At 66.9% G+C, this 26057-nt stretch carries 20 protein-coding genes; 3 read left to right on the forward strand and 17 right to left on the reverse strand.

Annotated elements, in window-relative coordinates; all coding sequences use genetic code 11:
* Together GC150_12320 and GC150_12325 are read right to left on the reverse strand one after the other, a co-directional pair.
* Positions 1-193: hypothetical protein (locus GC150_12320; GenBank protein MBI1385685.1), on the reverse strand; the 193-nt coding region annotated here is incomplete at its 3' end.
* Position 194: 1 nt separating this feature from the next.
* On the reverse strand, positions 195-2315 hold the full coding sequence (locus tag GC150_12325) for a transporter substrate-binding domain-containing protein (protein ID MBI1385686.1): 2121 nt from the start codon (positions 2313-2315) through the stop codon (positions 195-197).
* 225 nt (positions 2316-2540) lie between these two features.
* On the opposite strand from GC150_12325, the gene GC150_12330 reads away from it, so the two are divergent.
* Positions 2541-3722, forward strand: coding sequence for a transporter substrate-binding domain-containing protein (locus tag GC150_12330; GenBank protein MBI1385687.1), 1182 nt, complete (start codon positions 2541-2543; stop codon positions 3720-3722).
* A gap of 135 nt (positions 3723-3857) precedes the next feature.
* On the opposite strand, the gene GC150_12335 is transcribed toward GC150_12330, so the two are convergent.
* On the reverse strand, positions 3858-5861 hold the full coding sequence (locus tag GC150_12335; protein ID MBI1385688.1) for a hypothetical protein: 2004 nt from the start codon (positions 5859-5861) through the stop codon (positions 3858-3860).
* A 401-nt stretch (positions 5862-6262) separates the two neighbouring features.
* Between GC150_12335 and GC150_12340 the strand changes: the two genes are divergently transcribed.
* A complete protein-coding gene (locus tag GC150_12340; GenBank protein MBI1385689.1) occupies positions 6263-7177 on the forward strand; it encodes a hypothetical protein in 915 nt (304 codons plus the stop codon).
* Positions 7178-7407: 230 nt separating this feature from the next.
* On the forward strand, positions 7408-9612 hold the full coding sequence (locus tag GC150_12345; protein ID MBI1385690.1) for a hypothetical protein: 2205 nt from the start codon (positions 7408-7410) through the stop codon (positions 9610-9612).
* A gap of 33 nt (positions 9613-9645) precedes the next feature.
* Here GC150_12345 and GC150_12350 read toward each other — a convergent pair whose 3' ends face one another.
* The 14 genes from GC150_12350 to GC150_12415 all read right to left on the reverse strand — a co-directional run bounded on the left by GC150_12350 (position 9646) and on the right by GC150_12415 (position 26019).
* Positions 9646-10968, reverse strand: coding sequence for an alpha/beta fold hydrolase (locus tag GC150_12350; protein MBI1385691.1), 1323 nt, complete (start codon positions 10966-10968; stop codon positions 9646-9648).
* Between the two features lie 100 nt (positions 10969-11068).
* Positions 11069-11563 (reverse strand): cytochrome c-type biogenesis protein CcmH, encoded by a 495-nt coding sequence (locus tag GC150_12355; GenBank protein MBI1385692.1) that lies wholly within the window; start codon positions 11561-11563, stop codon positions 11069-11071.
* A complete protein-coding gene (locus GC150_12360) occupies positions 11560-13545 on the reverse strand; it encodes a heme lyase CcmF/NrfE family subunit (GenBank protein MBI1385693.1) in 1986 nt (661 codons plus the stop codon). Before GC150_12360 ends, GC150_12355 begins: the two co-directional genes overlap by 4 nt.
* 25 nt (positions 13546-13570) lie before the next feature.
* Positions 13571-14029: a cytochrome c maturation protein CcmE gene (gene ccmE / locus GC150_12365; GenBank protein ID MBI1385694.1), complete on the reverse strand. Its 459-nt coding sequence runs from the start codon at positions 14027-14029 to the stop codon at positions 13571-13573.
* 37 nt (positions 14030-14066) lie between these two features.
* Positions 14067-15212, reverse strand: a complete 1146-nt coding sequence (ccmI, locus tag GC150_12370) for a c-type cytochrome biogenesis protein CcmI (protein MBI1385695.1) — start codon at positions 15210-15212, stop codon at positions 14067-14069.
* A 183-nt stretch (positions 15213-15395) separates the two neighbouring features.
* Complete coding sequence (locus GC150_12375) at positions 15396-15872, reverse strand: glycine zipper 2TM domain-containing protein (GenBank protein MBI1385696.1); 477 nt, start codon at positions 15870-15872, stop codon at positions 15396-15398.
* Positions 15873-16089: 217 nt separating this feature from the next.
* Positions 16090-17493 carry a histidine kinase gene (locus tag GC150_12380; GenBank protein ID MBI1385697.1) on the reverse strand — a complete coding sequence of 468 codons (1404 nt, stop codon included), beginning with the start codon at positions 17491-17493 and terminating at the stop codon, positions 16090-16092.
* A gap of 52 nt (positions 17494-17545) precedes the next feature.
* Entirely contained in the window at positions 17546-18211 is a 666-nt protein-coding gene (locus GC150_12385) for a response regulator (GenBank protein MBI1385698.1), read from the reverse strand.
* Between the two features lie 72 nt (positions 18212-18283).
* Positions 18284-18592, reverse strand: a complete 309-nt coding sequence (locus GC150_12390; protein MBI1385699.1) for a hypothetical protein — start codon at positions 18590-18592, stop codon at positions 18284-18286.
* 113 nt (positions 18593-18705) lie between these two features.
* Positions 18706-20016, reverse strand: coding sequence for a TIGR02594 family protein (locus tag GC150_12395; protein MBI1385700.1), 1311 nt, complete (start codon positions 20014-20016; stop codon positions 18706-18708).
* A gap of 72 nt (positions 20017-20088) precedes the next feature.
* The gene (locus GC150_12400) at positions 20089-24039 is read right to left on the reverse strand and encodes a hypothetical protein (GenBank protein ID MBI1385701.1); all 3951 of its coding nucleotides are present in this window, start codon (positions 24037-24039) and stop codon (positions 20089-20091) included.
* 14 nt (positions 24040-24053) lie between these two features.
* Positions 24054-24500, reverse strand: a complete 447-nt coding sequence (locus GC150_12405) for a peptidase P60 (GenBank protein ID MBI1385702.1) — start codon at positions 24498-24500, stop codon at positions 24054-24056.
* Complete coding sequence (locus GC150_12410; protein MBI1385703.1) at positions 24500-25387, reverse strand: DUF2163 domain-containing protein; 888 nt, start codon at positions 25385-25387, stop codon at positions 24500-24502. Before GC150_12410 ends, GC150_12405 begins: the two co-directional genes overlap by 1 nt.
* On the reverse strand, positions 25384-26019 hold the full coding sequence (locus tag GC150_12415; GenBank protein MBI1385704.1) for a TIGR02217 family protein: 636 nt from the start codon (positions 26017-26019) through the stop codon (positions 25384-25386). Before GC150_12415 ends, GC150_12410 begins: the two co-directional genes overlap by 4 nt.
* Between the last annotated feature and the right edge of the window lie 38 nt (positions 26020-26057).

The following is a 26057-nucleotide window of genomic DNA, read 5'->3' on the forward strand; positions in this document are numbered from 1 at the left end:
CCCGGAGCCTCCCGGGGATTGGGGCAAGTTGCTCTGGGGCGGATCCCCCCGGTCTCTGCGCTCCGGGACCACCCCCGTTTCTCCCCCCTCCCCCCCCCCCCCCCCCCCCCCCCGTCTTCCAGAAGCGATCGACCGACCTGTGGACCTGATCGACAGTGCCGCACCGCAGTCGTCTGCAGAGCGGCGCCTCCAATTCAGTTGCCGACGATTTGGCGCTCGATGATCATCGAGAAGGTGCGGCTCTGGCGGAGTTCCTCGAGGGCCCCGTTGAGGCGCGCGAGGATCTTCTGGGCGTCGGGATGCGCGCGCAGAACGGCGGCATGCAACGTGATGACGCCGACCGGCGATTCGAGCAGACGCACGCGCTCCTGAAGGCCCGCGGCCTCGACCGCAGCTTGGCCGATCCGGTCGTTCGTCATCATGAGATCAGCGCTGCCCTCGGCCAGAAGCGCGAGGCAGGCGGCAGGAGTCGCACGGCGCTCGACGACGACGCTGCCGAGCGAGACGCCACGATCCTCGACGAAGTCGCGCAACGGCGAGACGTCCTGATCGTCCGGAACGCAGACCCGCTTGCCGACCAGTTCCTCGCCCTTGGCGAGGTCGATCTCGAGCGAATTCCTCGCAAACAGGACGAGGAGTGTCTGCATGATCGGCGCCGAGAAGCGATAATTGTCGCAGGCCAGCGCCGAGCGCAGCGTGATCTCGCCGGGTCGCTCACAATTCGGCAGGACAACGGGAAGCATGGCGTCGAACTCACCGGCCGCGAGCCGCTCGACGAGCATGGTTTCGCCTTCGCCCACCCACTCGAGGCTCGCGACGGCGGCACCCTCTCCCTCCGGCGTCGATTCCGTCAACGCCGTCCGGAGCAGCTCGACGGCGACGCCACCGGCTGGAAGCGACTGGTCGGCGAACTGGTCGATGGCCACAGCGGCGAGCCGTAGGCCGAGGCCGGGTGTCTCGTCCGAGACATCGTCCGCCACCTTGCGGGGGCCCGACGAGGCGCCGTCACTCGAGGTGGTGGCCGATGCCGCGCCTTCAGCATTCGCCAGTCGGGTCGGCGGCGAGGCGCCCGCGTTCGATGACTCGACGGGGCTTGCCACCGCGTTCGCGCCGCCAGGCGGCGCCACGGGTACGGTCGCGGCATCCACCACGGCGGCCGTGGTCTCGCCCCGGGTGGTCAGGCCCGTCGATGCGGTGCCTCGGTCAGCAGGCGGGGGTGTCGCACCGGATGCCGCAGGAAGCCGCGCCAAGGGCACTTCGACGGAACGGGGGTCCTCGCCCTCGGGGGCCGGACGCTGGACCGGGGAAGCTGATGGTGGAACACGCTCGGCATCGATCCGCGCACGGGCGGTCCGCGTCGACGACAGCAGTTCGGCAACCCGATCGAGGTGCTGCCATTCCGGGATCGCGGTGTCGGGATCGAAGGTGCGCCAGATCGGGTGGCGGGACGGGTCCCGTAAATCGGCGAAGCGGCGGAACATCGTGTCGATGAGGGTGCGAACGGGCTGATAGCGCGGCGAATCCGACTTCCAGTTGAAGCTGACCAGCAGGGTCGCGACTCCGACCGTATCGAGCCCACCGGGGGTCGCGGCCGACGCGACACGGACCGGGCGGTAGACCGCGGCCACGGCTTCGCTCGCGGGCACCGGCAGAACCCGCAGTCCCTTGCGGCGCGCCACGGCGCCGAGCGCGGCATCGAGATCACCCGCCACGATCAGCGTTGCATCGGCACGCCCGGCGGCGACCTGGTCCAGCGGATTTCGGTCCTGGCGATGCTCGATGGCGATTTCGATTCCGAGGAGGGAAAACAAGGTGCGCGCGCTGATGTGCTCCGGGGTGTCGAGCCCCGGCGTGACGAGGACGCGGCCGGCGAGGGAGGCGAGGTCGGGCACATTGTCGCGGGCCACGACCAGAAGCGTATTCTCATAGAGGGGCGTGACGAGCCTGAGGTCGCGCTGTGCCCTCGCGAACTGGCGCTCGATGGACAGGAAACGCAGCACGTCCGCGTTCATGACCCCCATGTCGATGCCGCGCAAGCGCAGTACGTCGCGCACGTTCGCGACCTGGCCGTAGCCGAGGGCCGGCACGATCCGCAGCCGCCCCGGGCGATCGAAGAGGCGCGCGAGATCGGCGATGGCGGCGATGGAGGGGGCGGACGGATCGGCCACGCCACTGGTCAGGATCGTCAGCCGGCCCTGGTTGACCTCGTCGAGGGAAGCGGTCGTCTGGGCCAACGCCCGCGGCGCGAGAACGATCAAGAACAGCGCCAGTGCAAGGCCGGGCCGCAATCCTTGCGACAGCAGAATCCTCGCCATCGTACTCCCCCAATCACGCCAGCCCAAACCGCCAACCCGAACCCGGCGCAAGACGACGCGCCGCTTCCCCCAGCCCGAGCCGACGTGAAACGCGAACCCCGCCACAGTAATTCGTGGTCCGACAGTGCCCGATGGACACGATCAGGGGGCGCCTGTCATCATTCCGCCGTCGGTGCCCGACAAATTCGGCAAAGAAAGTGGTGTGGTGATGGCCTAGGGGGGCAAATGCGCAAACTTCGAGATCTTTCGACCTCATTGATGGCCCTAGTCGTGGTCCCGATGCTCTTGGCCGGGCTTTCCAGACCGGCGGCGGCCCAGGAGTGCGGCCGCGAATACGTCGTCCAGGAAGGCGACTCGCTCGCGCGCATCGCACGCACCGTCTACGGACAGGCGGCCAGCTGGACCATCATCTTCTATGCCAACCAGGACAGGCTCGGGGCCGGCAACTCGCTTCTGGTGCCCGGGCTTTCCATCCGTATTCCCTGCGTCGGCCAGGAGACGAACCTGCCGCCCGCCGCGACCGTCGAAGCGATCCCGGCGGCACCCGCGCCGATCACGACGTCGTCGAGCCTGCGCCGCGTCGAATTCCTCACGGCGAGCGGGTATGCTCCCTTCACCGAACGGGCACTCGAGAACGGCGGCATGCTGACCGAGGTGGTGACCGCCGCCATGGAGCGGCTCAAGGCCGAAGCGACGACGCCGATCGAATACAATATCTCCTGGGTGAACGACTGGGCGGCGCACCTCAATCCGCTGCTGCGCAACCGGGCGTTCGACCTCGGTTTTCCCTGGTTCCAGCCGCCATGCGAGCAGTTCAACCAGCTCGATGAAGACAGCCAGATGCGCTGCCAGAGCTTTTTCTTCTCGGAGCCGCTTTTCGAGCCGCTGATCCTGCTCTTCGTGCGCAAGGATTCGACCTTCGAATTCAACAGCGACGGGGAAATTCTCGGTCGAACGCTCTGCCGGCCCGCCGGCTACTTCGTGTTCGACCTCAACCAGGATGGTCGCAACTGGCTGTCGGAAAACCGGATCACGCTGCTCAGGCCGCAGTCGGTCGAGGAATGCTTCCGGTTGCTCGTGGACGGGCGCATCGACGGGGTTGCGCTCAACGAGTTCACGGGACGCGCCGCGCTCGCCTCGCTCGGTTTGTCCAACCAGGTCAAGGCGATCGAACGACCGCTCGCGATCTCGGCCCTGAGGGTGACGGTGCCAAAGACGCATCCGCACGCCCGCACGCTGCTCTATTACGTGAACAGCGCGCTGCGTCGTCTTCGGGAAGACGGCGAGTACGATCGCATTATCGACCGCCACCTCACGGCCTATTGGGAGCAACTCGCCGAGGAGGAGCGCGCACGCACCGCAGAGCAGGCTCCGAAAGCCGAAGGCGGTTCGTCATCGGCCAATTGAGGCCGGTGCACGGGTGACGGCGGCGCGATATGGCGCTCAATGGGCGGATCGCCGGTTCGGGCTCACCGGCCGGCGACGCCATTCATGGCGGCGGTCGCCGCTGGCGCGGAACAGCGAAGCGCGCCGCGCCTTACCTCACCGGGTGTCGCTGGTGATGGCACCCGCCGAGGCCGGCGCACGATGGCGGCGCATGGCACGGATGATGGCGTCGACGTTGGCGCTCTCGGACAGCGAACCTTCATCGATCGCCAACCCCTGCCACTTGCGGTACCAGCTCTCGGCCTCGGCGACATCGGCCAGGGCCGTTCCCCCCGGAACCCGAGCCAGCAAGCTCGGATCGTAAGTTCGCGCCATGGCAAGGGCGACCTCGGCGCTCGCGATCACACGAGCCGTCGCCGCCAGGAGTTCTCGCGCCGACAGGATGTCGCCGCGCGCGACCATGGCATTCGCCTCGCCCAGGGCCACCGGCAACACGGCCTGGGCGACCAGGGGATTGGCCGCTTCGAGGCGAGCCCGCAAGGGAGGGTAAGCCGAGCCGACGAGATCGGCGACGCTCGAGTAGAGCGCGAGAGCGCGGCCAGCGGAGGCCTGCGCCTCGGCACCGGCATTGCGGCCCAGGATGATGGGATCATAAGTCTCGGCGAGCGCGAGAATGGCATCAGGGTGATCCGGCGTTGCCAACGGCCCGAGCAACGCGCGGGCGGTGCCGACGTCGCCCTTCTCGAGGTGCTCGGCCGCCAGCTCCATGGCGAGGCGCGGATCGCGATCGCTTGCCCGGCTGCTTTCAGTGGGCGTGGTCGAGAGTTCCACGTCGGCGTCCGTCGCGGTCAGGCGGACGGTGGGGGCGCGGTGGCTTTGGCGCTCGGCGGCCAGGACCTCGGTCTCGAGGGATGGAAATTCCGCGGCTCGTGCCGCGACAATCAGCGGCCGGACACCGCTCGCGGCGCGGCCCGGCGGCCGTGGAGCGAGTTCGATACCCGCAATCGACGGCTCTCGCGGCAGTGACGCCAATGTCCGCGTCGCCTGGACGCTCGACGGCATGCGGGAGGGGACCGCCTCGGACGCCCCGGTTTCGCGTTCGAGGGGCGCACCGCCCGAGCCGGGATCCCCGGGCTCGACGGCGAGCGTGCCGACGGTCGCGACTTTGGCGAGCGACCCGAACTCGACGGGGACGGAGATATCGGCATCGACCTTCGATGCCTCGGCGCCCGCGGTGGGGCCGACAGCTCCCGAAAACGCGATCGCCCCCGGGACGGCGGCCTCCAAGCGCAGTTCCGCAGGTGCGTGAGCAACCGAGGCGATCGGGGCGCGATCGAGCGACGCCACGACGAGCCCGGTACCGGTGGAATTTCGATCCGGTGGCAACGAGCCCGAGGCCGCGCTCAGCAGTTCGTCAGTCGGCTCCGGCCAAGGCCCGAGTTGCTGCGCCGCGACGACGAGGCCGAGAACCAAGGCGCCGGCCGCGCTCGTGGCCATGAGCCATGGCCGGGCGCCATGAGCCGTAGTGCCACGCGCCTCGTTCGCGACACCTTGGAGGCGACGGGCGCGCCGGGAAATCGGGATGAATTGCGCCGCGCGTGGGCGGACGGGTTCTGGTTCGTCGGCGATGACGAGGTGTGACTGCGGTTCGTGCTTGCCGCTGCCCGCAGCTGCGGGTTCGCAATCCAGGTGGGGCGGGTTCGTCTCTATGCCGCCGGACCGGGTCGGAGCAACTCCCTGACGCGAATGCGCACCTTCCAGCCGCTGCTCGAGATCACGTAGTGTCGACGGAGCGCAGTCGGAAACCCCTGCGGGAAAGGCGAGAGGGCGCACGGCTAGGGCGGCAACGTTGCTCGCCACCGCCTCATCGGCCGGCGGGATGGGCGCGACTGGCGTGGCGGGCCTCTGCCCCGGGCGCACCGAGAAATCCATGTCGAGATCTGGAAGTGCGCGATGGGGCATGCCGCCGCGCACCGTGGTGCTGACGGCCGTGCGCACGGCACGAAGCACGCTTTCGCGCAGTTCGTCCGTGGCCGCCAACTGGCCTGAACCCTGGCGGGCCGGCGACGTCTTGTCGGCCTGCGCATGGTCGCCAGCCGCACGTCCCTCCTCGGCACGCTGTTCGGCCCGCGGGTCGTCTCCTCCAGCGACCGACGACATCAATCACGCCCCGTCCGCAAGCCTTACGTCCGATCCACCCGGGCCGCGCCGCGACGATCGCCGCCACTCCACGGTCCGTCCCCAATATCCGATCCGCCAGCCCCGATCCCGCGATCGGCGCGCCGACGGGCCACCGCTCCCGGCGATAGCCAGCAACGCGATGGCGCCGAACCGGACACGACTGAAACCCTGTCACGCGACGGCGACCGAAATGCGGCGATGGCGCCGCTTCCGCGTGGCTGCTCAAGTGGTTGCGGTAAGGAACCGGTCGAACGGCCAGAACCTGGAAGCCTCAACCAAGATTATTCTATACGGTATCCACAAGAATTCCACATTTCGTGGCTCTCAATACGGCTGGGGACCATGGCCGCAAGGCCGATCGTTGCGTACCGGGGGGCTCGATGTCGTTCTGGAGTAACAGTCTGGGGTTCGGCCGGGCAAAGGCCATCGGTAACGGGCATTTGCGGGTCAGCGAGTTGGGCGACGAGCAAAGGGACATCGACCACGAGGTGGCGCCAGAGGGCGATGGCGTCGTCATCAGTGTTGGCGCTAACGACGAACGACCGCTTTCGCAGCGCCTCGGAGAGGTCGACGCCGGGCGCGCCGAGCAGTATTCCAAGAGCATCCAACGCATCGAAGCGGCGGTCTATCTCGTCGCGGGCGCCGTCGCGTCGCTGGACTCCCTCGAAATCCAGATCGTTCGCGCAAAAGCCGAACTGGAGCGCCTGCGGCTCGCGGGCGAACCGGTCGATATCGACAAGGTCCACCTCGTCGTCCAACAGATGGTCGAGCATGTCGCCAACGTCGTCGGCGACTTCGAGAACGGCGACATCAACCTCCTGCGTGACGCACGCCTGCAGGTCCGCTTCGTGACGACCAAGGACCTCGACCGGCCCGTGCAGGACTATGGCCTCGACCTCACGCTCATCGCGCTCGACAATCTCGCAGCGCTGCACGTGCGCGCGGGCCGCGACCCGGTCAAACTCGAGCGCTTCCTCGATGGACTGCACAAGATCGTGCACTCCAACATCCACATCCTCTCGAGCCTTATCCTCGCCCTCTTTGCATCGCGTGACTACACGAACGAAGTCACGCGGCTCGCGCTCGATATGGGCGTGCTCGGGCAGCAGGAGCGCCGCGAACTGCCCTCGCTCGCCGACCTCAAGTCCATGAACGAGGCCTTGCGGCGCAAACCCATCCTGCTCTCGGACGCAACGCGTGAGGCAGGCGAGCGATTGCGCCAGCAGTGCCAGGATGGTCGGAGCAGTCTGCTCGCGCTGCTGGAGCCCGGCCGGACCAGGACGGTCGGAAGCTAGGGGACCCGACGCAGTTCCTGCGCGAACGCGCCCACCGCAAGGCGACAGGCCCGAAACCTCAGCGAAGCCGCTGACCCGTGGCGGTGCGCGCGCGGCCGTTCTTGCGAGTGTGCGAGGAAGGATATTGGCAAGGTGAGGCCGTCGGACGGCGGACGGCGTCCCGCGCGCCCCGGCGACGGAAGCCAAGGCCAAGCAGGGAAAGAAAGCCGGACACGGCGGGGAGGGGGACAATGGGCGCGCGAGCGGCGAACATCGCGGCACTCGGGCGACTGGCGCTCGGCGGAGAGCTCAGGGAGGCAACCGACTCGCTGCTGGCACTCGGAGAGCAGCTGGCGCGCGAACTCGATGGCGAAGGGGCCGACCTCGTTCAGCGGGCCCTGCGGGCGATGCGGTGCGAAACCTGCCAGATCAGCGTGATCGGTCAGGTCAAAGGAGGAAAAACATCACTCCTGAACGCTCTGATCCGCCGACCGAAGCTGCTGCCCACGGCGGACGTGCCCTGGACGGCGGTCGTCACCCGCGCCCACTTCGGATTTCCCGAAGGCCCGAACAGCGGCGCGACGTTCACGTTCTTCGATGAAGCGGAGTGGACGCGGCTGGCGGAGGGCGGGGGACGGCTTCGCGAACTGGCGGAGACGCTGCTGCCGAACTTCAACCAGGGAGAACTTCAGCGCCAGCTCGAGCAGATGCGTTCGAACGTCAGCCGGAGGCTGGGAGACGATCTCGGTGGATACCTCGGAAAGGCACATCATTTCGAGGAGGCCAGCCCCGAGCTGATCGCCCGCTACGTCGCCGCGGAGGCGAGCGCCGGAGCAACGGAGCGACAGCACTTCGCCGACATCACGCGCTCGGCGGATCTCTATTTCGATCTCGACAGCAGGGGATTCCCCCTGACCCTCATCGATGCGCCGGGCACGAACGACCCGTTTCTCGTGCGTGAGGAGATCACACTGCGGATGATCGAGGACGCGGAGGCCTGCGTGGTCCTCGTATCCGCGCACGAGCCGATGGGGCTGTCCGATCTCGGACTTCTGCGGCTCCTCAGAGGACTGCGCAAGGAGCGGCTCCTGCTCTTCGTCAACCGGATCGACGAGGTCGACGATCTGCCCGATCGTGCCGAGGCATTGCGCCAGCGCATCCGCAACGTGCTCGCCGCCGAACTGCCGGGAACGCGCGTGCCGATCGTGCTCGGAAGCGCAAGGTGGGCAAATCTGGCGCTGTCCGGAGATTCCTCCCGGCTCGCGCCGACCGAAGTGGACAGGCTCATCGCCTACGCGACGAGGCTGCTCGCACCCGATGAGGATGAGAAAGAAAACTGGCTTCGCAGATCTGGCGATGCGGAATTCCGCCAGGGGTTGATGCTGCGCTGCTCAGGCCTTGCCGACCTGGAACTCAACCTGTCCTGGCTCATGTCGCGCGGCCGGGCCAGCCACTATGCGCATCAGGCCAGCGCGACATTTGCAACGGTTGCCGAGAGTGTCGAGATGGGAATCCGTGGCGATCTCGAGGATATGCGAAGGCAGAAGGAGAACGCCCTCGACCAGAGCCGTCTGGTGGAAGCGGAGCGGAACCGGGCGGACCGCGAGCGTAAGCGCCTCAATTCCATAGCGGAACGGCTCAACGAATTGTGTCGGCGCTCGATGAGCGATCTCGACCAGGTCGGCCCGAGCCTTCGGTCGTCGCTCGAGGCGAGCCTTCGCAAGGAGATATACGCCTTCGCCCGCAACGAGCGCGCCCGGCTCCTGGAGCGGTTGGAAGGCGGTGGAGGTGGCGAGCGCGTCTATCGCTGCGACACCAGCCCGCTCCACCAACGCATCTCGGAGGTTTTCGTGCGCGAGTACCGGTGGGCGAGGCAGGGTCTCGTCAACACCCAGCGCATCACGGCCATCCGCATGCGTCACCTCCTCATGGAGGCGTTGCCGGACATCGAGATCGATCTCGACTTCGCGGCGATCGGTAGCTCGTTCGTCTACCCGCCACTCGCCCCGCTCGGTCAGGCGCTGGCGTTCGATCTCGAGCAGAAGTGGTGGCAACAGTGGTGGCGAAGGCGGCGCGAGCCGGTGGTCACGGCCGGTGCGCTCGAACAGCTCATCCTGCACGAATTCCTTCCGGTGGCCCAGAAACTCGTCGGCACAGCGACCGAGCAACTGAGCGAACAGGTGGATTCCGCCAAGTGGCGGATTTCCCTCAGCGGTCGAAAGGCTCAACAGACCATCGAGCACCTGGCATTGCGGCTCGGAGCGCTTCGGGCACCGGATACCGATGAATTGATCGGGGTGGAGACTGCAAGGGGGGCTTCAAGGGATTCTGGCACATCCTCGACGGCGCCGCTTTCGGAGCGGATTTCAGCACTGGAGGTTCGGCTCGAAGCGTGCGCGCGACTGAAGCGGAAGCTGCAGACGCTGACGACGCGTCTCGAGGGGCTGCTGCGCTGAACGCAGCGCCGCGCAGAGCACTGTCGCGGCTCCTCACGCCTCGTCGAGGCGCGTGACGATGACGCTGCTCAGCTCGAGCGTCTTGTGCACCGGACAGAGATCCGCGATCTCGAGCAGGCGCGCGCGCTGCTCCCCTGTCAGGTCGCCTTCGACCTTTATTCTCCTCTCAAAGCAATCGATTCGCCCGACGCGGCCCTCGCCGCAGTCGCTGCAATCCTCGGCGTGGACCTTGCCATGACTGACGTCGACGCGAACCCGCGTCAAGGACAGGCCTTTTCGCGCGCCGTACATGCGCAGCGTCATGGAGGTGCAGGCTCCGAGCGCCGCGGCGAGGAGATCGTAGGGTCCGGGCCCCGAGTCGTCACCTCCGACGTCCAGCGGTTCATCCGCAAAGAGAATATGGGAGCCGCTCGAGACACGCTGCTGGAAACGCCCCACGCCGGTCTCCTCGATCCGGACGACTCCCGCAGGCGGTGGTCCGTCGCTCGCAGGGCCGAGAGCGGCAAGCTCGTCCCGGTTTTCCATTCCGCCAGGACCAACCCCAAGCGCACCCATTGCCGCCTGCTCCTTGCCCCCATCGTGCGCACCGTCGACAGCCACGTAGCGTTCCGCCCAGGCGGCGATGACGCGTGCACAATACGTCGCATCACGCCGGCGCGTCAGGAGGTGATCGGCGTCGTCGAGGGAGACGAAGCTCTTGGGGTGGCGGGCGGCCACGAAAATCCTTGCCGCATTCTCGATGCCGACGACCTCATCGCGCGGAGCGTGCATGACGAGGAGCGCACGACCGAGCGCGGCGACCTTGCCGAGGAGCCCGGCGGCGCGGGCGTCCTCGACGAACTCTCTCCGAATCTTGAATGTTCGACCGCCGAGCGTGACATCGGCCGCGCCGCGCTCCTCGATCTCGCCGAGCCGTGGAGAGATATGCGCGAGAACGTGAGCGACATCGGCCGGGGCACCGATGGTGGCGACGGCACGCACCTCGGGAATGCGCGATGCGGCCGAGATCACTGCGGCACCGCCGAGGCTGTGTCCGATGAGAATGGAGGGTGCCGCGAGCACCCCGCGCAGATGATCGGCAGCGCGCACGACATCCTCCACATTGGAGGAAAAATGCGTGCCGGCGAACTCACCCTCGCTTTCGCCGAGGCCCGTGAAGTCGAAGCGGAGCACGGCAATTGCCCGGTCGGCGAGCCCCCGGGCGATGCGCGTGGCGGCAAAAACGTCCTTGGAACAGGTGAAACAGTGCGCAAAGAGCGCGACTGCGCGGGGCGGTTCGGAGGGCAGCTCGAGCCGGGCCGAAAGCTTGGCGCCGTTCCAGCCCGCGAACGACATCTGTGTGGAGGTGCTGCCCATATCGGTTCCTTTCGCCCGGCATCCGCCGCCTGCGGTTCCCACGCGACCCGCATCGCCCGCCCCAACGCCAAACTCACCTCCCGCCCGACCTGCCGGTCGCTCAGGGGGCGCGGTCGGATTTCAGCAATTCGGTGAGCCGCTGCTGCTCCTCGGGTGAAAGGGGCGCCACCTGGCGCGAGGCTGGCCTGCCGCGTGCGACCTCTCGGGTGCGCCAGAAGATGGCCAGCATGCCGAGCAGAAACAGCGTCGGCGGCGCCAGCCACAATACCAAGGTATGCGTTCCAAGGCGCGGGCGAAGCAGCACGAACTCGCCATACCGCGCGACGACGTAGTCGATCACCTCGGCATCGGAGTCGCCGGCGGTGAGCCGTTCGCGGACGACGATGCGCAGGTCCTTTGCAAGCGGCGCGTTCGAATCGTCGATCGACTGATTCTGGCAGACCACGCAGCGCAGTTCCGCCGAAAGGGACCGCGCGCGCTTCTCCAACGCCGCATCGGAGAGGATCTCGTCGGGCTGGACGGCGAACGCCGCGGTGGCCGCGATGATCGAGGCCGAGAGCATCCCGAGGAGGGCGATCTGACGACCGGCCTTCATGCGCCCTCCGTCACCGGCTCGCGCGACCTTGCAAGACGCGGCGCGCCGATCCGGAGCCGGCGATCGGAGAGGGAGACGATCGCGGCGAAGAACATGATCACGGCGCCGATCCAGATCCAACGCACGAGGGGATGGAAATTAACGCGCACCGCGTAGCTGCCGTCACCCGCCGAATCGCCGAGCGTCAAATAAAGATCGCCGAGAAGGGAGGGGCGGATGCCCGCTTCCGTGGTGGCCTGGCGCGGCGCGACGTAAAGGCGCTTGGAGGGCTCCAAGACGAAACGTACGGCGCCGGCCTCGTCGAGAACCGCGAAGGTGCCGACAGTCTCGCGGTAATTCGGTCCCATGCGATCGCTCGTACCATCGAAACGTAGGGTATAGCCGGCGATCGAAACCGTCTCACCCGCACGCATCGAGACGATCCGTTCACTCATCCAGCCGCTGGAGCCGACGATCCCGAGCACCATGACCCCGACGCCGGCATGGGCGAGCAGGGTGCCGTACGACGAGCGAGGCAGCCCCCGGGCACGGGTCCAGGCCTCGGACCAGCGGCGCTCGTGGAGCCGAATGCGCCACGCCCACTCGCTGACGGCGCCGAGTATCACCCAGACGCCCAGTGCCGCGCCGACGAGTGCGAGCCAGGGAGCCGGTTGGGCGACGGCGAGGAGGACGAGCGGCACGAGCAAACCGATCGCAGCGGCCGCATAGAGCCGCTCGGAGGCCGCAAGCAGGTCGCCACGCTTCCAGGAAAGCAGCGGGCCGAACGGCAGTGCCAGCAACAGTGGCAGCATCAACGGCATCGTCACCATGTTGAAGTAGGGCGGTCCGACGGAAATCTTCTCCCCGGTGCGCGCCTCGAGTAGGAGGGGATAGAGAGTGCCGATGAGGACGGCCGCGCAGAACACGGTCAGCAGCAGATTGTTGAGGACGAGACTGGCCTCGCGACTGATCGGGGAAAAGATGCCGCCATTGCGAAGCAGCGGCGCCCGCCAGGCGAAGAGACCGAGCGCACCACCGATGAACACCCCCATGATCGCCAGGATGAAGGCGCCACGCTCGGGGTCGACCGCGAAAGCGTGCACCGACGTCAGCACTCCCGAGCGCACCAGGAAGGCACCAAGGAGGCTCAGCGAGAACGTCATGATCGCGAGCAGAATGGTCCAGACCTTCATGGTGTCGCGCTTTTCCATGACGCTGGCGCTGTGGAGGAGCGCGGTGCCGGCGAGCCACGGCATGAAGGAGGCATTCTCGACGGGGTCCCAGAACCACCATCCGCCCCAGCCGAGCTCGTAATAGGCCCACCAACTGCCCATGGCGATGCCGAGCGTCAGGAACATCCAGGCGGCCAGTGTCCAGGGTCTCACCCAACGTGCCCAGACCGCATCGATGCGACCATCGATGAGCGCGGCGACCGCGAAGGCAAAGGCGATGGAGAAGCCGACGTAGCCGGCGTAGAGGAACGGCGGATGGAACGCGAGTGCCGGGTCCTGGAGGATCGGATTGAGGCCCTGCCCCTCGACGGGGGCGGGATCGATGCGCGAGAAGGGGTTGGACGTCAGTGCGATGAAGAGGAGAAAGGCAAAACCGATCGCGCCCTGCACACCGAGGACATTGGCCTTCAGCCGGTCGTGCAGGTTCTGCCCGAATGTCGCGACACCGGCGCCGAACAGCGCCAGGATGAGGACCCAGAGCAGCATCGAGCCCTCGTGATTGCCCCAGACGCCCGAAAGCCGGTAGATCAGCGGCTTGGCGCTGTGCGAGTTCTCGTAGACGTTGCGGACGGAAAAGTCCGAGCCGACATAGGCGATCGTCAGGGAGATGAACGCGGTCACGAGGAGTGCCAGCTGGGCCTGGGCGGCGGCGACGGCCATACGCGGCAGGCGGGCGTCGCCCAGCGCCATTCCGACGAAAGGCAGGCACATCTGCGCGAAGGAGACCGCAACCGCCAGGAGGAGAGCGAAATGGCCGAGTTCGATGGTCATGCGCAAAACGCCTCCTCGTTCGTGGTCAGTTCGTTGCCCCGGCGCCCGCGCCCGCGCCCTTCCATTGCCCCTGGCGTTTGAGCGCCTCGGCAACCTCGGGGGGCATATAGGTCTCGTCGTGCTTTGCCAGAACCGTGTCGGCGACGAAGACGCCGTCCGACCCGATGCGCCCCTCGGCGACCACGCCCTGGCCTTCCCGGAAAAGATCGGGCAGGACGCCACTATAGCGCACGGAAAGCGTGTTGGCGGTGTCGGTCACCGTGAATTGCGCGGTCGTCGAGCCGTCACGCACGAGGCTGCCCTCGCCGACGAGGCCACCGAGCCGGAAGCGCTGACCGACGGGGATGGCCTTCTCGATCACGTCGGTCGGACTGCGAAAGTAGAGGAAGCTCTCGCCGAGACCGTAGAACACCAGCCCGGCCGCCACGGCGAGCACCGAGCCGAAGGCCGCGATCATCGTCAATCGGCGCTGCTTGCGGGTCATTTCGCCTCGCTGCCTCCCCTCGTCAAGGACCGCACTATCAGAGCCCCTCGAGCGCCGAAAGGGCCGCCGGGTCGCCAACGAACAGACCGCGGGCCTCAGCGAGGGCGGCATCGGCCTTCTGCGTTTCGCCAAGCACACGGTAGGCCCGCACCAGGCGCTGCCAACCCGCAAGGTCGGCGCCATTCTCGGCTAGCCTTGCCGCAAGCCCATCCACCATGCCGCGAATCATCTGCGCGCGTTCGTCGGCCGACATGGCTGCGGCAGCAGCGACATCGGCGGCGGATGGTCCGCCGCTTCCCGTGGGCGTCGGGCTACGGGTCGTCTCGCCCGCACCGGCGTTCGCCTCCGACCGCGAGCCACCTGTCGCGAGGGCCGCCAGGCGCGCGCTCACCATGTCGCGCCAGGGTGCGTCGGCCGCAGCGGAGGCCAGGAGTTCTCGATATCGCGTCTCGGCGGACGACTTGTCACCGTCCTGCTCGTCGGCCACGGCCAGCCAGAACCGGGCCTCGACGACACCCGGCTCGAGTGCGAGGACACGTTCCAGCGCAACCCGCACTCTCGGTCCGATCACACCCTCGGCCGCCTTCGTCGTGGCCTCGGCAAAGCCCATCAGGCGGCGGACGCTTTCACCCTCCAGACGGATGGCGTTCACGAATGCCTCAGCGGCATCGTCGTAGCGCTCGAGCCTCAGGTAGACCGGCCCGACAACGTCCCAGCCGCGGCCGTCGTCGGGATTGCTTCGCAGGCGGGCCTCAACCTGGGCGACGAGGAACTCGATGCGCTTTCCTTCGATCGGGTCCGCCATGCGTTCGGCAAGCGGGCGCGCCGGAAGTTCGGGCGCCCCGAGCACCAAGTAGAGGCCGAGCGACAGTGCGGGCAGCGCGATGCCCACCAGAGCGAGCCCGAGCCTCGCTCCGATCGCGGTTCTCGAGGCCACGCCGCCTTGCGCGATCCGGGCATCGGCGGCGAGAAGACGGCGCGCGATCTCCGTGCGGGCGGCCTCGGCCTCGCCGACGTCGATGACGCCGTTGTCACGGTCGCGATCGAGTTCGGACAGTTGGCTGCGATAGACCTCGACATCGTATTCGGCCCGACGGCGGCCGGCAGCGTCAGAAAATAGTGGTCGCGCGATATAAACGACGACGGCAGCCGTCATCAAAGCGAAAATGACCCACAAAATCATCGGTTACCTGAACCGCCGGTTCCACGTCGTCGGCTGTCGCAGCTTGCGCGCCAGTCACCGACCGGCGCGCCCTTGCGTTCCGTTCCTGTCTTTAGGGATCAAGCCGGCCGGCTGCAAGGAGCGCAGGTCAAGATACGGCTCGAATTCCGGCCCCGAGAAACCCATATTCGCCCTTGCCGCCGGCTAGGCCACCTTGCGCCAGGTTCCATCCGGATTGCGGCAAGCCGTTCCGCGCATGGTTTCGGGCTCACCGCCGATGTAGATCGTGTGGGTGTAGTCTCGGCAGTGTGTGCCCGCGCGTTCATAGGGCTGCTCGGGCACCACCATGCCGTAGTGGCCACTGTCCGGATTGCGCCATGGCGTCGAGGTGCCGGACGGCCCCTGTTCGAGGGCCTGGAACTCGGCGTATGCGGCAGCCCGGCGGTCGGCTTCGTCCATGGAGCGCCCGATCTCACTGCCGACGATGCCTCCGATCACCGCGCCGACGGCGGTTGCCACCGTATTACCTTGGCCCTGGCCGAACTGGTTGCCGATGACGCCACCGGCAATGGCACCGATGGCAAGGCCGGCATCGGACTTCGTCGGCTGACCATTGGGACCGCTGCATGCCGCGAGGGCTGATACCGCGACAATCGTCGCAAAGAAGGCACGTTTCATCATCGGTTCCTGTCCTGTAACCGTCCGGTGCGGGTCGCGACGTCGCGCGCCTCCTCGGATCACCAACAATTCACGTGGCGGCTGACGGCAGCGGATGGGACGGCGCCGAAGCCCCGGCGAATCACGAACGCAATCGACAACTGTCGAGAAGGGACATGCACTCGGGATTCGGGCGAAACTTCGGCCCCTGATAGTGCCGTGCCAGAACCGAGGGACGCGGTCAAACCGCCTCGGGAAGCTCGAGGCGGGCACGCAGCCCTCCCAGCGGCGCATCGGCCAGCCTGAACCGGCCCTGGTAGAGGCCCGTCAGGTCCCTCACGATCGATAGGCCGAGACCCGAGCCCGGCTTGCTTTCGTCGAGGCGCTGGCCGCGCTTCATGGCGGCTTCACGCTGGGCGACCGACAAACCCGGCCCGTCGTCGTCGATGTCGATGACCAGCATCGGCCGATGGCCTGGCGATGCTTGGGCTTGGCGACTGACGCGCACCTCCACACGCGATCGCGCCCACTTGCAGGCGTTGTCGACCAGATTACCGAGCAGTTCCTCCAGATCCTGGCGCTCACCGCGGAAACTGAGGCCGTCCGGGCAGTCCACGTCGATGGCAATCGCGCGCTCGCTGTTGATCCGCTCGAGCGTACGGGCGATGGCCAGCGCCGTCGGGCGGACCGGCGTCATGGCACTGATGACGCCGACGCGGGCGGCCATGCGTGCCCGATCGAGGTAATGGTTGACCTGATCACGCATGATGCCAGCCTGCTCGTGAACCTTGCAGGCGAGGGGGGACTGCTCCCGGCTCGCTTCGTTGGCGATCACGGAAAGCGGCGTCTTGAGGGCATGCGCGAGGTTCCCGACGTGGGTGCGGGCCCGCTCGACGACCTCCTGATTGCTTTGGATGAGCGCGTTGAGCTCGATCTGCAGCGGCTGGATTTCGCTCGGCAGTTCGCCCTCGAGGCGCGTTGCCTCGCCGGAACGGATGCGGGCAAGGCCGGCCTTCACCCGATCGAGCGGGTGCAGACCATAACCGACGAGAACCAAGGTGAGGGCGACGAGCCCGACGCCGAGGGCGCCGAGCGATAGGGCGATCCGATTGGCGAAGTAGGCGACATCCTGGTCGACCTCACGGCGATTGCCTGTGACGAGGTAGAGGAAGCGTCGCGCAATGCCTGCAACCTCGGTTTGAACCGGCCTCTGGATTGCCCTGAGACGCTGGCCGTCCGGGAGATCCAGATCGAAGGGGGCAGCGGACAGCGCTTGCGGGCTTTCGGGAGCAATACGGGGGTCCGCGAGCGGCTCGCCGAGCAGCGATTCCGACATCAGACGCCAATTGCCCCGGGGCTCGACCGGCTCGATCTGCCAGTACCAGCCGTTCTTGATCGGCAGGCTGAACAGCGGACCACCGAAATCGTCCGGCGCCACCGGCCGTTCACCCTCGTCCAGTCTCGTCGAAGCGAGCAGCAGGGTCATGAGCTGATCGAGGCGCCGATCGAACTCCTGCTCGACTTTGTCGCGGTAGATGGAATTCAGCGTCCAGCCGGCCAGCGGCAACACCAGCAGGGCCCAGAGCGCGGTCGCCGCGATGATCCGGAACTTGATCGACCCGGGGTCGATGCGCAGCACGGACATGAGGCCCGCACGCCAAGCCAACTTCGACACTTGGCTCACGTGCGCTGCCCCGTCAGTCCGTAGGCGCCGACAGGCAATAGCCGAGGCCGCGGATCGTCCTGATCATGTTGTCGGGCAACTTCTTGCGAAGCCTGCCGATGAAGACTTCGATCGTATTGCTGTCGCGGTCGAAATCCTGGTCGTACATGTGCTCGACGAGTTCCGTCCGCGAAACGACGCGGTCGATGTTGTGCATGAGGTAGGAAAGCAGCCGGTACTCGTGCGAAGTCAACTTGATGGAGACGCCATTCACCGTGGCGCGCGCCAGACGTGTGTCGAGTCGAACCGAACCGCATTCGATCTCGTTGCTGGCATGGCCGGCCGAGCGCCTCAGAAGTGCTCTGATGCGGGCCAGAACCTCCTCCATGTGAAAGGGTTTGGCCACGTAGTCGTCCGCTCCGGCGTCCATGCCGGCCACCTTGTCGCTCCAGCGGTCACGCGCGGTGAGAATGAGAACCGGCATATTGCGCTCGTTACGGCGCCATTGCTCGAGAATGCTGATGCCGTCCATGGTCGGCAGACCGAGGTCCAGAACGACGGCATCGTAGGGCTCGGAATCGCCCAGGAAATGGCCATCCTCACCGTCGCTCGCCGTGTCCACGGCATAGCCGGCCTCGCTCAAGGCCTCCTTGAGCTGCCGGTTGAGGTCCGGATCGTCCTCGACAACCAGTATGCGCACGCCGATTCCTCCATGCGAGGAGCTATGCGCGCTACTATAGCGTCGGCGACGGCGAAGGCTACTCGCCGTCGCTCACTTCGGAAAAGGGTCGTCGGCCCGCACCGTATGGGTCCGGATCTGACCGGCGTCGTCAATCATGACGATGCGGAAATGATAGACGCCATCCACCGTGGCACGACACAGCGAAAGGCGCAGCATCGAGCCGCCGAGCCGCTGCTCGGCAATGGCGCGCAACCGTGCGGGGTCCATCAAGCGCTCGGCGCGAAGAACCGGGCCCGCATCACTCCAGCTCGAAAAGCACGCCAACTCGTCGGCTCCGCCGGCAGAACCGGCGAGACCGGAGGTTGTGAGCAGGCTGGCCAGAAGCGCCGCCAGCGGCATCGCGACCGATCGAATGTATTTCGTCATGGTGCTAGAAAGCGCCACGTACGCTGAACGTGCGATGAACCGGGCGGTGGGCGTCGCCCGGTCCCTTCGTCGGGCATGCCGGCTGCTCAGACCCGCAGCGCGAACGACCGCTGCGTCAAGGGCGAGGTCGCCCTCAGACGACCGTAAACCGTCATCGCCGTGCCGACGAGACCGCCGAGAACCTGCAGCATCCGGGTCACCTGGTCACCGAACTCGATGATCGAGGAGGCCGATAGATCGAGACCGACCAACGGCCCGACGAGCGGCAGGATGGTCGAAAGGGAGGTGATGATCGCCCCCCAGATCGTGAGGGATTGCCCCCACCATTTCGGTGCACTGGACATGTCGGTGTCATCCTTTCCTGATTTGCGGGACTGATGCGGTGGTCGGGGCGTCTCGACCCGCGGCATCGGGGCCGGGACGGCGGCCTCGTTGGCGCGCCGCGTGATGTCGTCGAGGCGGGCGATCCAGCCACGCCCGAAGCGCCAGAAGTGGGGGAGCGAACGGTAGTGCCGGCGCCGGAGGTCGCCATAGGCGGCAATCGCCACCCGTGGATCGCTTCGATGTGCGGCCGCGAGGGTGAGGGGGCCGATCTCACCGTCGACCTCGGCGCCGACAGCGGACTGGAGAAAGCGCGCGGCCCGCGCCGGGCCCTGGTTCACGGAACAGTCGAAGTGGAGGAGTGAAAGACCGGCAGGCAATAGTCCGGCTTTCGAGACGGTCCAGTAACGTCGATGATAAATCTCGCGAACGAGGTCGGAACCAATCGACTTCAACGCAGCAACGAGGCGAGGCCGGGAGCCGCCGTCGATGGCTTCGCCGAGGTGACGCGCGAAAACCTCGAGTGTGATTCCCTGATTGGTCTCTCCACCCGGATCGTGCGGATCGTTCGACCATCCTCCCTCGTGACGCAGGACATGAGCGAGCGCGGCGAGAAAATCGATATTTTCCTCTCCATGAAATGGAACCGTCACACCGGCGGGCCAGCGCAGCCCGAGAAGACGGGAGGCTGGATAGCGCGCCACGCTGACGCTGTCGGACTGGTTGCCACCCAGCACCTCGACATGGTCGCGCGAGCGTTCGAGCAGGAAGGCAACGTGGCCCGAGCGCGGGTCGCTGCCGCGGCTGAAAACCGCGATGGCGCCGGGCAGGGGGACGTCGGTCGACACGCCCCAGTCGAGATAGGACCGGGCGAGCAGGGAACGCGAGCCCCGCAAGCCGACGCGCTCGAGGGCGGCGCCGACGAAGGCGGCGCACCAGGGTGTCTCGTCCGAGCGGACCCAATTCTGTCCGGCCTCCCGCGCATACCGCACGATGCGCTCGTTGTGGCCGGAGCCTGGCACTTCCCTGGTGCCGTGCTCGCGAAAGGCCTCGGACAGCCACGGCGGGGGAGACATGGGCAGACCTCCATTGTTTGGACGAACGGGGCAAGCGGTCGCGGCGGCGCTGGCCTTGGCTGCAACCGGCGCTCAGAGAACCGCGAGCAGGGCTTCGCGGGCGGCACCGGGGCCGACGAGGGCACTCAACTGGCGGACGCGCACACGGTAGGTGGATTGTGGAGAACCGAAATCGGCAATCTGTTGGGCCGCCGTATAGACGACCTCGGGATCAACAGTCGTCCACGAGCGGCGCACGGAGAGGCCATCGAGAACCTCGATCAGATAGCTCTCATCCACCTCGCCGAGTGGAACCTCCGCCAGATGCCATCCGTCACCGCCGATGCGCGTTCGTCTCGTCCAAGCGAAGATGACGTCACCAGCCGAGACCCGCGCGCGCAAATGCACAGGTGCCAGCGGCCGCAGCGCCGCACCGCTGAAGGCGTGCGAGCGCGCGGTCCAGGAGGCGTGTGCGATATCGCGGCTCGGGGGACCGAAACGCCATTCGGTCGCCAGGCCGACATCGTCGAGCGAGAGTGGCAACGGCGTCTCAGCACCATCGATGAGCGCGCATCGCCGACCGGGCGGCACGCTCGGCGCCATTTCGACATCGCTGCCGAAGCGCCCCCGCAGCAGTCGGGTGATGCGGTAACGGCTTGCGGCGACAGGCTCGGCACGGGCGAACTGCAGAAGTTCCCAGCCAGTGTCCTGTTCGACAGCGAGAAGATTGCCGCCGGCGAGCACGAGTGCATCCGGAAGCGAAGTCAGCGCCCCCCTCGCCAGCTCGATCTCGCAGGTCCCTGCATTGTCCCAGCGCGCCAGGGGCCCCGCAGTGAGCGGCGTTGCCAGGGTGCCGAGGACGGCCCGCCGTCGCACCGTCACAGGAGCAGCGACGACACCACCAGGCGCCTCGCGCAGAACGGAAACGGCGCCCGGCCATGGCGTTTGATCGCACATGACGAACGAACCGATCTGACCGCCTCCGCCTTCGGCGAACGGCAGGTCCAGAAAAAGCAGATCGCTCGCGCCGTGCACCGCCGGCAGTGCGATCGATGCCTGCGTTTCGGTTTCTCCGAGCACTCCGTAGATCGTCGGGTCGACGGGGCGCGCCTCGATCGCGAGCGAATCGCCGAGACCGACCGAGACCACACGCAGGCGGGAGGTGGTTTGCGCGGAGGACAACACGATATGATCCCCGGGTTCGATCGCGAGCGCACTCGGGGGCAACGTCGCTCGAGCCTCCTCTCGTGCGGTCCAGGTCTCGTGAAGCCAAAGGTCGGCGATCGCCTGGGCGGCACCGTCACCGAGGGCGAGGGGGACTTCCGCGACCGCGACGCGCTCGGTGTGGCCAGCGAGCCGGCGGCTTTCCACCGCGGACTGGCGGTAGTCGAGAGCGGGGTTCACGTAGGCGATACGCGCGGAGGAGGGCAATTCCGCCTCCTCCGCCCGGCGGACGGTGACGAGCGGAGCACCGGGCGCAGTCTCCACGAGCCCGTCACGGTCGAACGTGGCGGCGAGGGCGGAACGGTTGCGAGGGCGAAAGGCGATGTCGGCGCCGATCTCGATGCTATCGAAGAAGTACGCGAGTTCGAGCGGCTGAAGCGCCTGGCGTGCCGAGCCGAGCCGATCGATCAAATACCCTTCCACGAAGCCATGCAGCTGCGATGCGTCGCCCACCGAATGGCCGTGATCGTCGAGGATCGCTCGCACCACGGCTGCCAACGAGGAGCCGGACGTACGACCGTTGAGCCAATGGCCCCGTGCCCAGTTGTGGCCGTCGCCCCAAACCTCGATGGCCAGTGGGAACGCTGGGTAGGGCCGAGCGTCCCAAGCATAGACATAGACCCGTTCGATATCCAACATGCGGCCGGGATAGTGGGGCGACTGCGGATTGTCGTCCTCGGAGAAGTCCGGTCTGGTGGAATCGAAAAATCCGATCAGCGCTTCGAGATAGCGACGCTGCATGAGGTCGTCGCGCTTTCCAAGAGAGAAATGCGGCAACGCCGACTCTGCGCTCTTGGGATCGTAGAAGACGTTGGGCTGGTTGGCGCCGAGGTCGACGGCAGGGCAGCCGGCCTCGGTCAGCCAAATCGGCTTGGAGCGCGGAACCCAGCCGGTCGGGGTTGCCGATTCCACTCCTCCCGGGCGGTCGAAGTGCTGGTTCGACCACCACGACCAGATATCCTTCGGGCGGAACACCCACGGCTTGCCGAGGCCATCGGTGATCGCCACCCGGTTCTGGGCCCTGCGGTCGGTCTCGCTCGGGTAGTACCAGTCGAAGTATTCCCCTCCACGTATGTTGGAGCGCAGATAAGCGAGGTCGTATATGCCGGCGGGGGCGGTGGCGGCATCGAGGGGACTGATGCCCGACCGCCAATCCGACAAGGGCCAGTACGCATCGATGCCGACGGCATCGATCGCGGGCGATGCCCAGAGCTTGTCGAGATGGAAATGTACGTCGCCGCTGCCATCCGCCGGCTGATGACCGAAGAATTCGCTCCAATCCGCGCCGTACGTGATACGCGCGGAGGGGCCGAGAATCGCCCGGACATCGGCCGCCAGCGCGACGAGAGCATCGACGAACGGATACCCCCCGGTGCCATCACGAACGCTCGTCAGGCCGCGAAGCTCCGATCCGATCAGAAAGGCATCGACGCCTCCGGCGAGCGCGCAGAGATGCGCATAATGCAGGACGAAACGGCGCAGGGACCATTCCGCCGGGCCGGAATAGACGATTTCACCTGAGACGATGGAAAAGTCGGTGGGAGCGGCGAGGCCGACGAAGGCGGCGATTTGCGATGCGGCCGCCGTGGTGCGATCAGCCGTTCCGGGCAGACCGGCGGCTGGGGTCACCGTGATGCGTCCCCGCCAGGGATATGCCCCCTGCAAGGTGGCGCCATAGGGATCGGGCAATGCGTTCGCGGGTGGCACGTCCATGAGGACGAACGGATTGAAAGTGACGGCGAGGCCACGTGACTTGAGGTCGGCAATCGCGGCGAGCACCGAGCGATCGCTCGGCGTGCCGCCATAGGCGGGGCGACCTTCGATCGTCGAGACGACGTGGGCATCGGCGCGGTCGAGGCCAGCAACCCGCCATGGGTAGGGCAGCGTCACCTTGGTTGCGCCCTCCACGGCTGGTCGAATGCGGCAGTCGCCAGCCCGGAGATCATCGCCGAACCAGGCGACGACGAGTGCGGAATTGCGAACGGAGGGCAATTCGGCCTGCAGTTGATCGATCGAGACACTCCAATCCGTGCCCCCCGAGAATGCATGCACGTTTTCCGCAACCGTGACGCCCGGGCCGGCGCTTCGCGTGACCTCGGTCGTGTCGTAGGCGAACTCCCCCGATGCGGGGATGATATTGATGGCCGCGATGCTGCGGTTGAAGTCGTCGACGACCCGGACCACCTCGAAACTCAGTTGCGGAATGCGATTGCCGAAAGGCGTGAGGTCGAGATCCTCGAAGACGATGTAGGCGAGTCCCCGGAATCCGGGGACCGAGCCGGCACCTTCGACCGCCTCGATGAGACTGTCCGGAAGCTGGTCCTGCGTTCCCCGGTGCAACCGTGTGAGGTGAAGGGAGAGGTCGAGCGGCTCGCCGTCGGCCCAGACCCGTCCGATCCGCGTGATCTCGCCCTCGCAGAGCCCGACCGCAAAGCTCGCGTGGTAGGTATAATCGGTTCGCGTGCCCCCACCCGAACCGCCAACGCCCTTGCCGCCACCGCCGAGGCCCGACGTCACGGCGCGCTCCTCGATGGGGCGCGCCCAGATGACCTGACCGGAAAGGCGCGTGGTCCCGTAGACCCGCGCGATCGCGGCCCCCTCGGTCGACCCCAGAACGCGCAGTTCGGATAGTCGCGGCCCCTCGACCACGCCCGACTGGCCCGATGCCCCGAACAGGGCCTGGTCGATGAGGCCACCCGCAAAGGCGCCGACGGCCTGGCCGATCGCTGCGCCCGTGATCGTCGTGCCGAGCAGCGAAACGGCCGGGATGACCTGAGCCCCGATCGCAGCTCCAGCCACGCCGAGTGCGAGTGTCGCCATGGTCGAACTCCGTACTAGAGGTCGGTCAGTCCAGGAAGCGAAAAGAGACCGGCGATGCGCCGACGCCACCATGGACCGAGCGCGACCTCGGCCACGCAATGACCCTCCTGGGCGTGGATCATGCGGTCGGGACTGGAAAGAATGGCGACGTGCTTGGCGGGCCCATGCAGGCGCGGACGAAAAATCACGACGTCGCCCGCCTCGAGGCGGTTTCGCGCCTCGTGCACGAGATGACGCCGAGCCACCTCCAACAGGGGCTCACCGGCGTCGAGTTCCGCCCACTCACGGGTGTAGGGTCGTAGCGCCTCGGGTTCGGGTCCGACGAGGGATCGCCAGACGCCGCGCACGAGACCGAGGCAATCACAACCGACGCCGAGGAGGCTCGCCTGATGCGCGTAGGGCGTGGCGAGCCAGCGCCGTGCCTCGGCGACGACGCGCGCGCGCGACAGGGCATCCTCCATCAGCGTATACTCCCGCCGCGCGGACCATCGCCGGCGCGCGCGACCGAGAGGACGAAATCATTCCCGGGCATATGCGGAAATCCCCTGAAGTTGACGGCGTTGGAGAAACGGTCGCGGCAGGTCGCCAGGCGTTTGTCGCAGCCGGCGGTGAGACGGATCACATCGCCGGGAAGCACCGGCCCCGCAGGCGCGTGCCAGAGTTCGAGGGCGTCGCCGTCGGCATCGCGGACATGGCGCCGAATCTCGACGGCGGCGCCGGCGTTCGCCCCTGAAATCCAACGCAGGAGGCCGTGCGTGAACCACCCAGAGGAAAATGCGGAAAGGCCGGAGACGCGATAGTGCCGCGGCCCCACGACGGCGGTGATGACCGCATCGCCCGTGAATTGGGGAGAGGAAAGTGAGATTCCGCAGCGCGCATCCCCGAGGTCGGCATCGCATGTGAACTGGTAAAGGCGCCCGCGCGGCTGCTGGAGTCGGTTGGAGAGCCCGCGTACCTCCGCCTTGAACGCGGCACCCGCACGATCCACCTCGCCGATCGTGCCGGAGCGGATGAGAACCCGTTCGGCGACATCGTTCCAGTTGACCCGGTGGATCTCGATGACAGCGGCGTCGAAGAGGCCGTTGGCGAGGTCCTGTTCCGTCAAGGTGGCGTCGGAGAGTGCGCTCTCGACGTCGAAATCATCCACCTGCAAGCCGACGGTCTGACGCATCTCACTGGCGCTCAGACCACTGCTCGCGCGATAGATCGTGCCGTCGAATTCGAGGTCGCGATCATGATCGGTGAAGCCGAGGACCACGCCGTCGCGTCGCTCGACCCGCCAGCACCAACAGAGGGTCGTCACTCCCGATGCCAGATGGACCGCGAGTCCGGCCGGAAGCGTCCTCATGGGCGAACCTCGACGATCGGGATGCTCGGAATGGCGCCGTGACGGAATCCGGCAATGTTGATTTCCAGGCTGTCGGTGTCGAAGCGCACGGGCACGTCGAACTCGAATCCGGCGGTAACGACCGCACCGGGCGGCGGAACATCGCCAGGAAGGAACGATATGATGCCAGTGGTCGTGTCGATCATAAATGAACTCCCCTCGACCAGTTCCAGGCCATCGACCGCGAGGCGAACCGAGCCGGAAACGGGCTTTTCGATCGCGCGCACCCACGGATTCGCGGCGCCATAACGCTTGACGAGCCGAAAATCGGACGTGACGCCGTCTCCGGTTCCGAGAACCTGATCGCCCGGCACCACTGGAGACTGCGGCGATCCGGAGCGGAAATCGGCATGATCCTTGAAGCGGAAGGCGTGCAGGCGGCCGCGCCGCTCCTCGAAGAAGGCGAGGACTTCGTGGATGTCGTCGAGATCGCGGACGCCATAGCCCGCGTTGTAGCTCCGGCGCGAGTCCGCCCAGCGGCTGTTGCGCTCCTCCCGCCCCGAACCGAGCACGACGACTTCGGTGCGGCGGCTCGGACCACCCGTTGCGCCGAGCGAAACCCCAGTCGGAAACCTGACCTCGTGAAATGCCATGCCGTCTCTCCTGGAATGAACCGGGCGAACCGATACGG

This window comes from Hyphomicrobiales bacterium (assembly GCA_016125495.1).
Classification (GTDB): Bacteria; Pseudomonadota; Alphaproteobacteria; order Rhizobiales; family RI-29; genus RI-29.

Bases quoted from the DNA above. Each gene is read 5' to 3' on its own strand.
- GC150_12325 (MBI1385686.1), bottom strand. From the start codon at position 2,315: ATGGCGAGGATTCTGCTGTCGCAAGGATTGCGGCCCGGCCTTGCACTG.
- GC150_12330 (MBI1385687.1), top strand. From the start codon at position 2,541: ATGCGCAAACTTCGAGATCTTTCGACCTCATTGATGGCCCTAGTCGTG.
- GC150_12335 (MBI1385688.1), bottom strand. From the start codon at position 5,861: ATGTCGTCGGTCGCTGGAGGAGACGACCCGCGGGCCGAACAGCGTGCC.
- GC150_12340 (MBI1385689.1), top strand. From the start codon at position 6,263: ATGTCGTTCTGGAGTAACAGTCTGGGGTTCGGCCGGGCAAAGGCCATC.
- GC150_12345 (MBI1385690.1), top strand. From the start codon at position 7,408: ATGGGCGCGCGAGCGGCGAACATCGCGGCACTCGGGCGACTGGCGCTC.
- GC150_12350 (MBI1385691.1), bottom strand. From the start codon at position 10,968: ATGGGCAGCACCTCCACACAGATGTCGTTCGCGGGCTGGAACGGCGCC.
- GC150_12355 (MBI1385692.1), bottom strand. From the start codon at position 11,563: ATGAAGGCCGGTCGTCAGATCGCCCTCCTCGGGATGCTCTCGGCCTCG.
- GC150_12360 (MBI1385693.1), bottom strand. From the start codon at position 13,545: ATGACCATCGAACTCGGCCATTTCGCTCTCCTCCTGGCGGTTGCGGTC.
- ccmE (MBI1385694.1), bottom strand. From the start codon at position 14,029: ATGACCCGCAAGCAGCGCCGATTGACGATGATCGCGGCCTTCGGCTCG.
- ccmI (MBI1385695.1), bottom strand. From the start codon at position 15,212: ATGATTTTGTGGGTCATTTTCGCTTTGATGACGGCTGCCGTCGTCGTT.
- GC150_12375 (MBI1385696.1), bottom strand. From the start codon at position 15,872: ATGATGAAACGTGCCTTCTTTGCGACGATTGTCGCGGTATCAGCCCTC.
- GC150_12380 (MBI1385697.1), bottom strand. From the start codon at position 17,493: ATGTCCGTGCTGCGCATCGACCCCGGGTCGATCAAGTTCCGGATCATC.
- GC150_12390 (MBI1385699.1), bottom strand. From the start codon at position 18,592: ATGCCGCTGGCGGCGCTTCTGGCCAGCCTGCTCACAACCTCCGGTCTC.
- GC150_12395 (MBI1385700.1), bottom strand. From the start codon at position 20,016: ATGTCTCCCCCGCCGTGGCTGTCCGAGGCCTTTCGCGAGCACGGCACC.
- GC150_12400 (MBI1385701.1), bottom strand. From the start codon at position 24,039: ATGGCGACACTCGCACTCGGCGTGGCTGGAGCTGCGATCGGGGCTCAG.
- GC150_12405 (MBI1385702.1), bottom strand. From the start codon at position 24,500: ATGGAGGATGCCCTGTCGCGCGCGCGCGTCGTCGCCGAGGCACGGCGC.
- GC150_12410 (MBI1385703.1), bottom strand. From the start codon at position 25,387: ATGAGGACGCTTCCGGCCGGACTCGCGGTCCATCTGGCATCGGGAGTG.
- GC150_12415 (MBI1385704.1), bottom strand. From the start codon at position 26,019: ATGGCATTTCACGAGGTCAGGTTTCCGACTGGGGTTTCGCTCGGCGCA.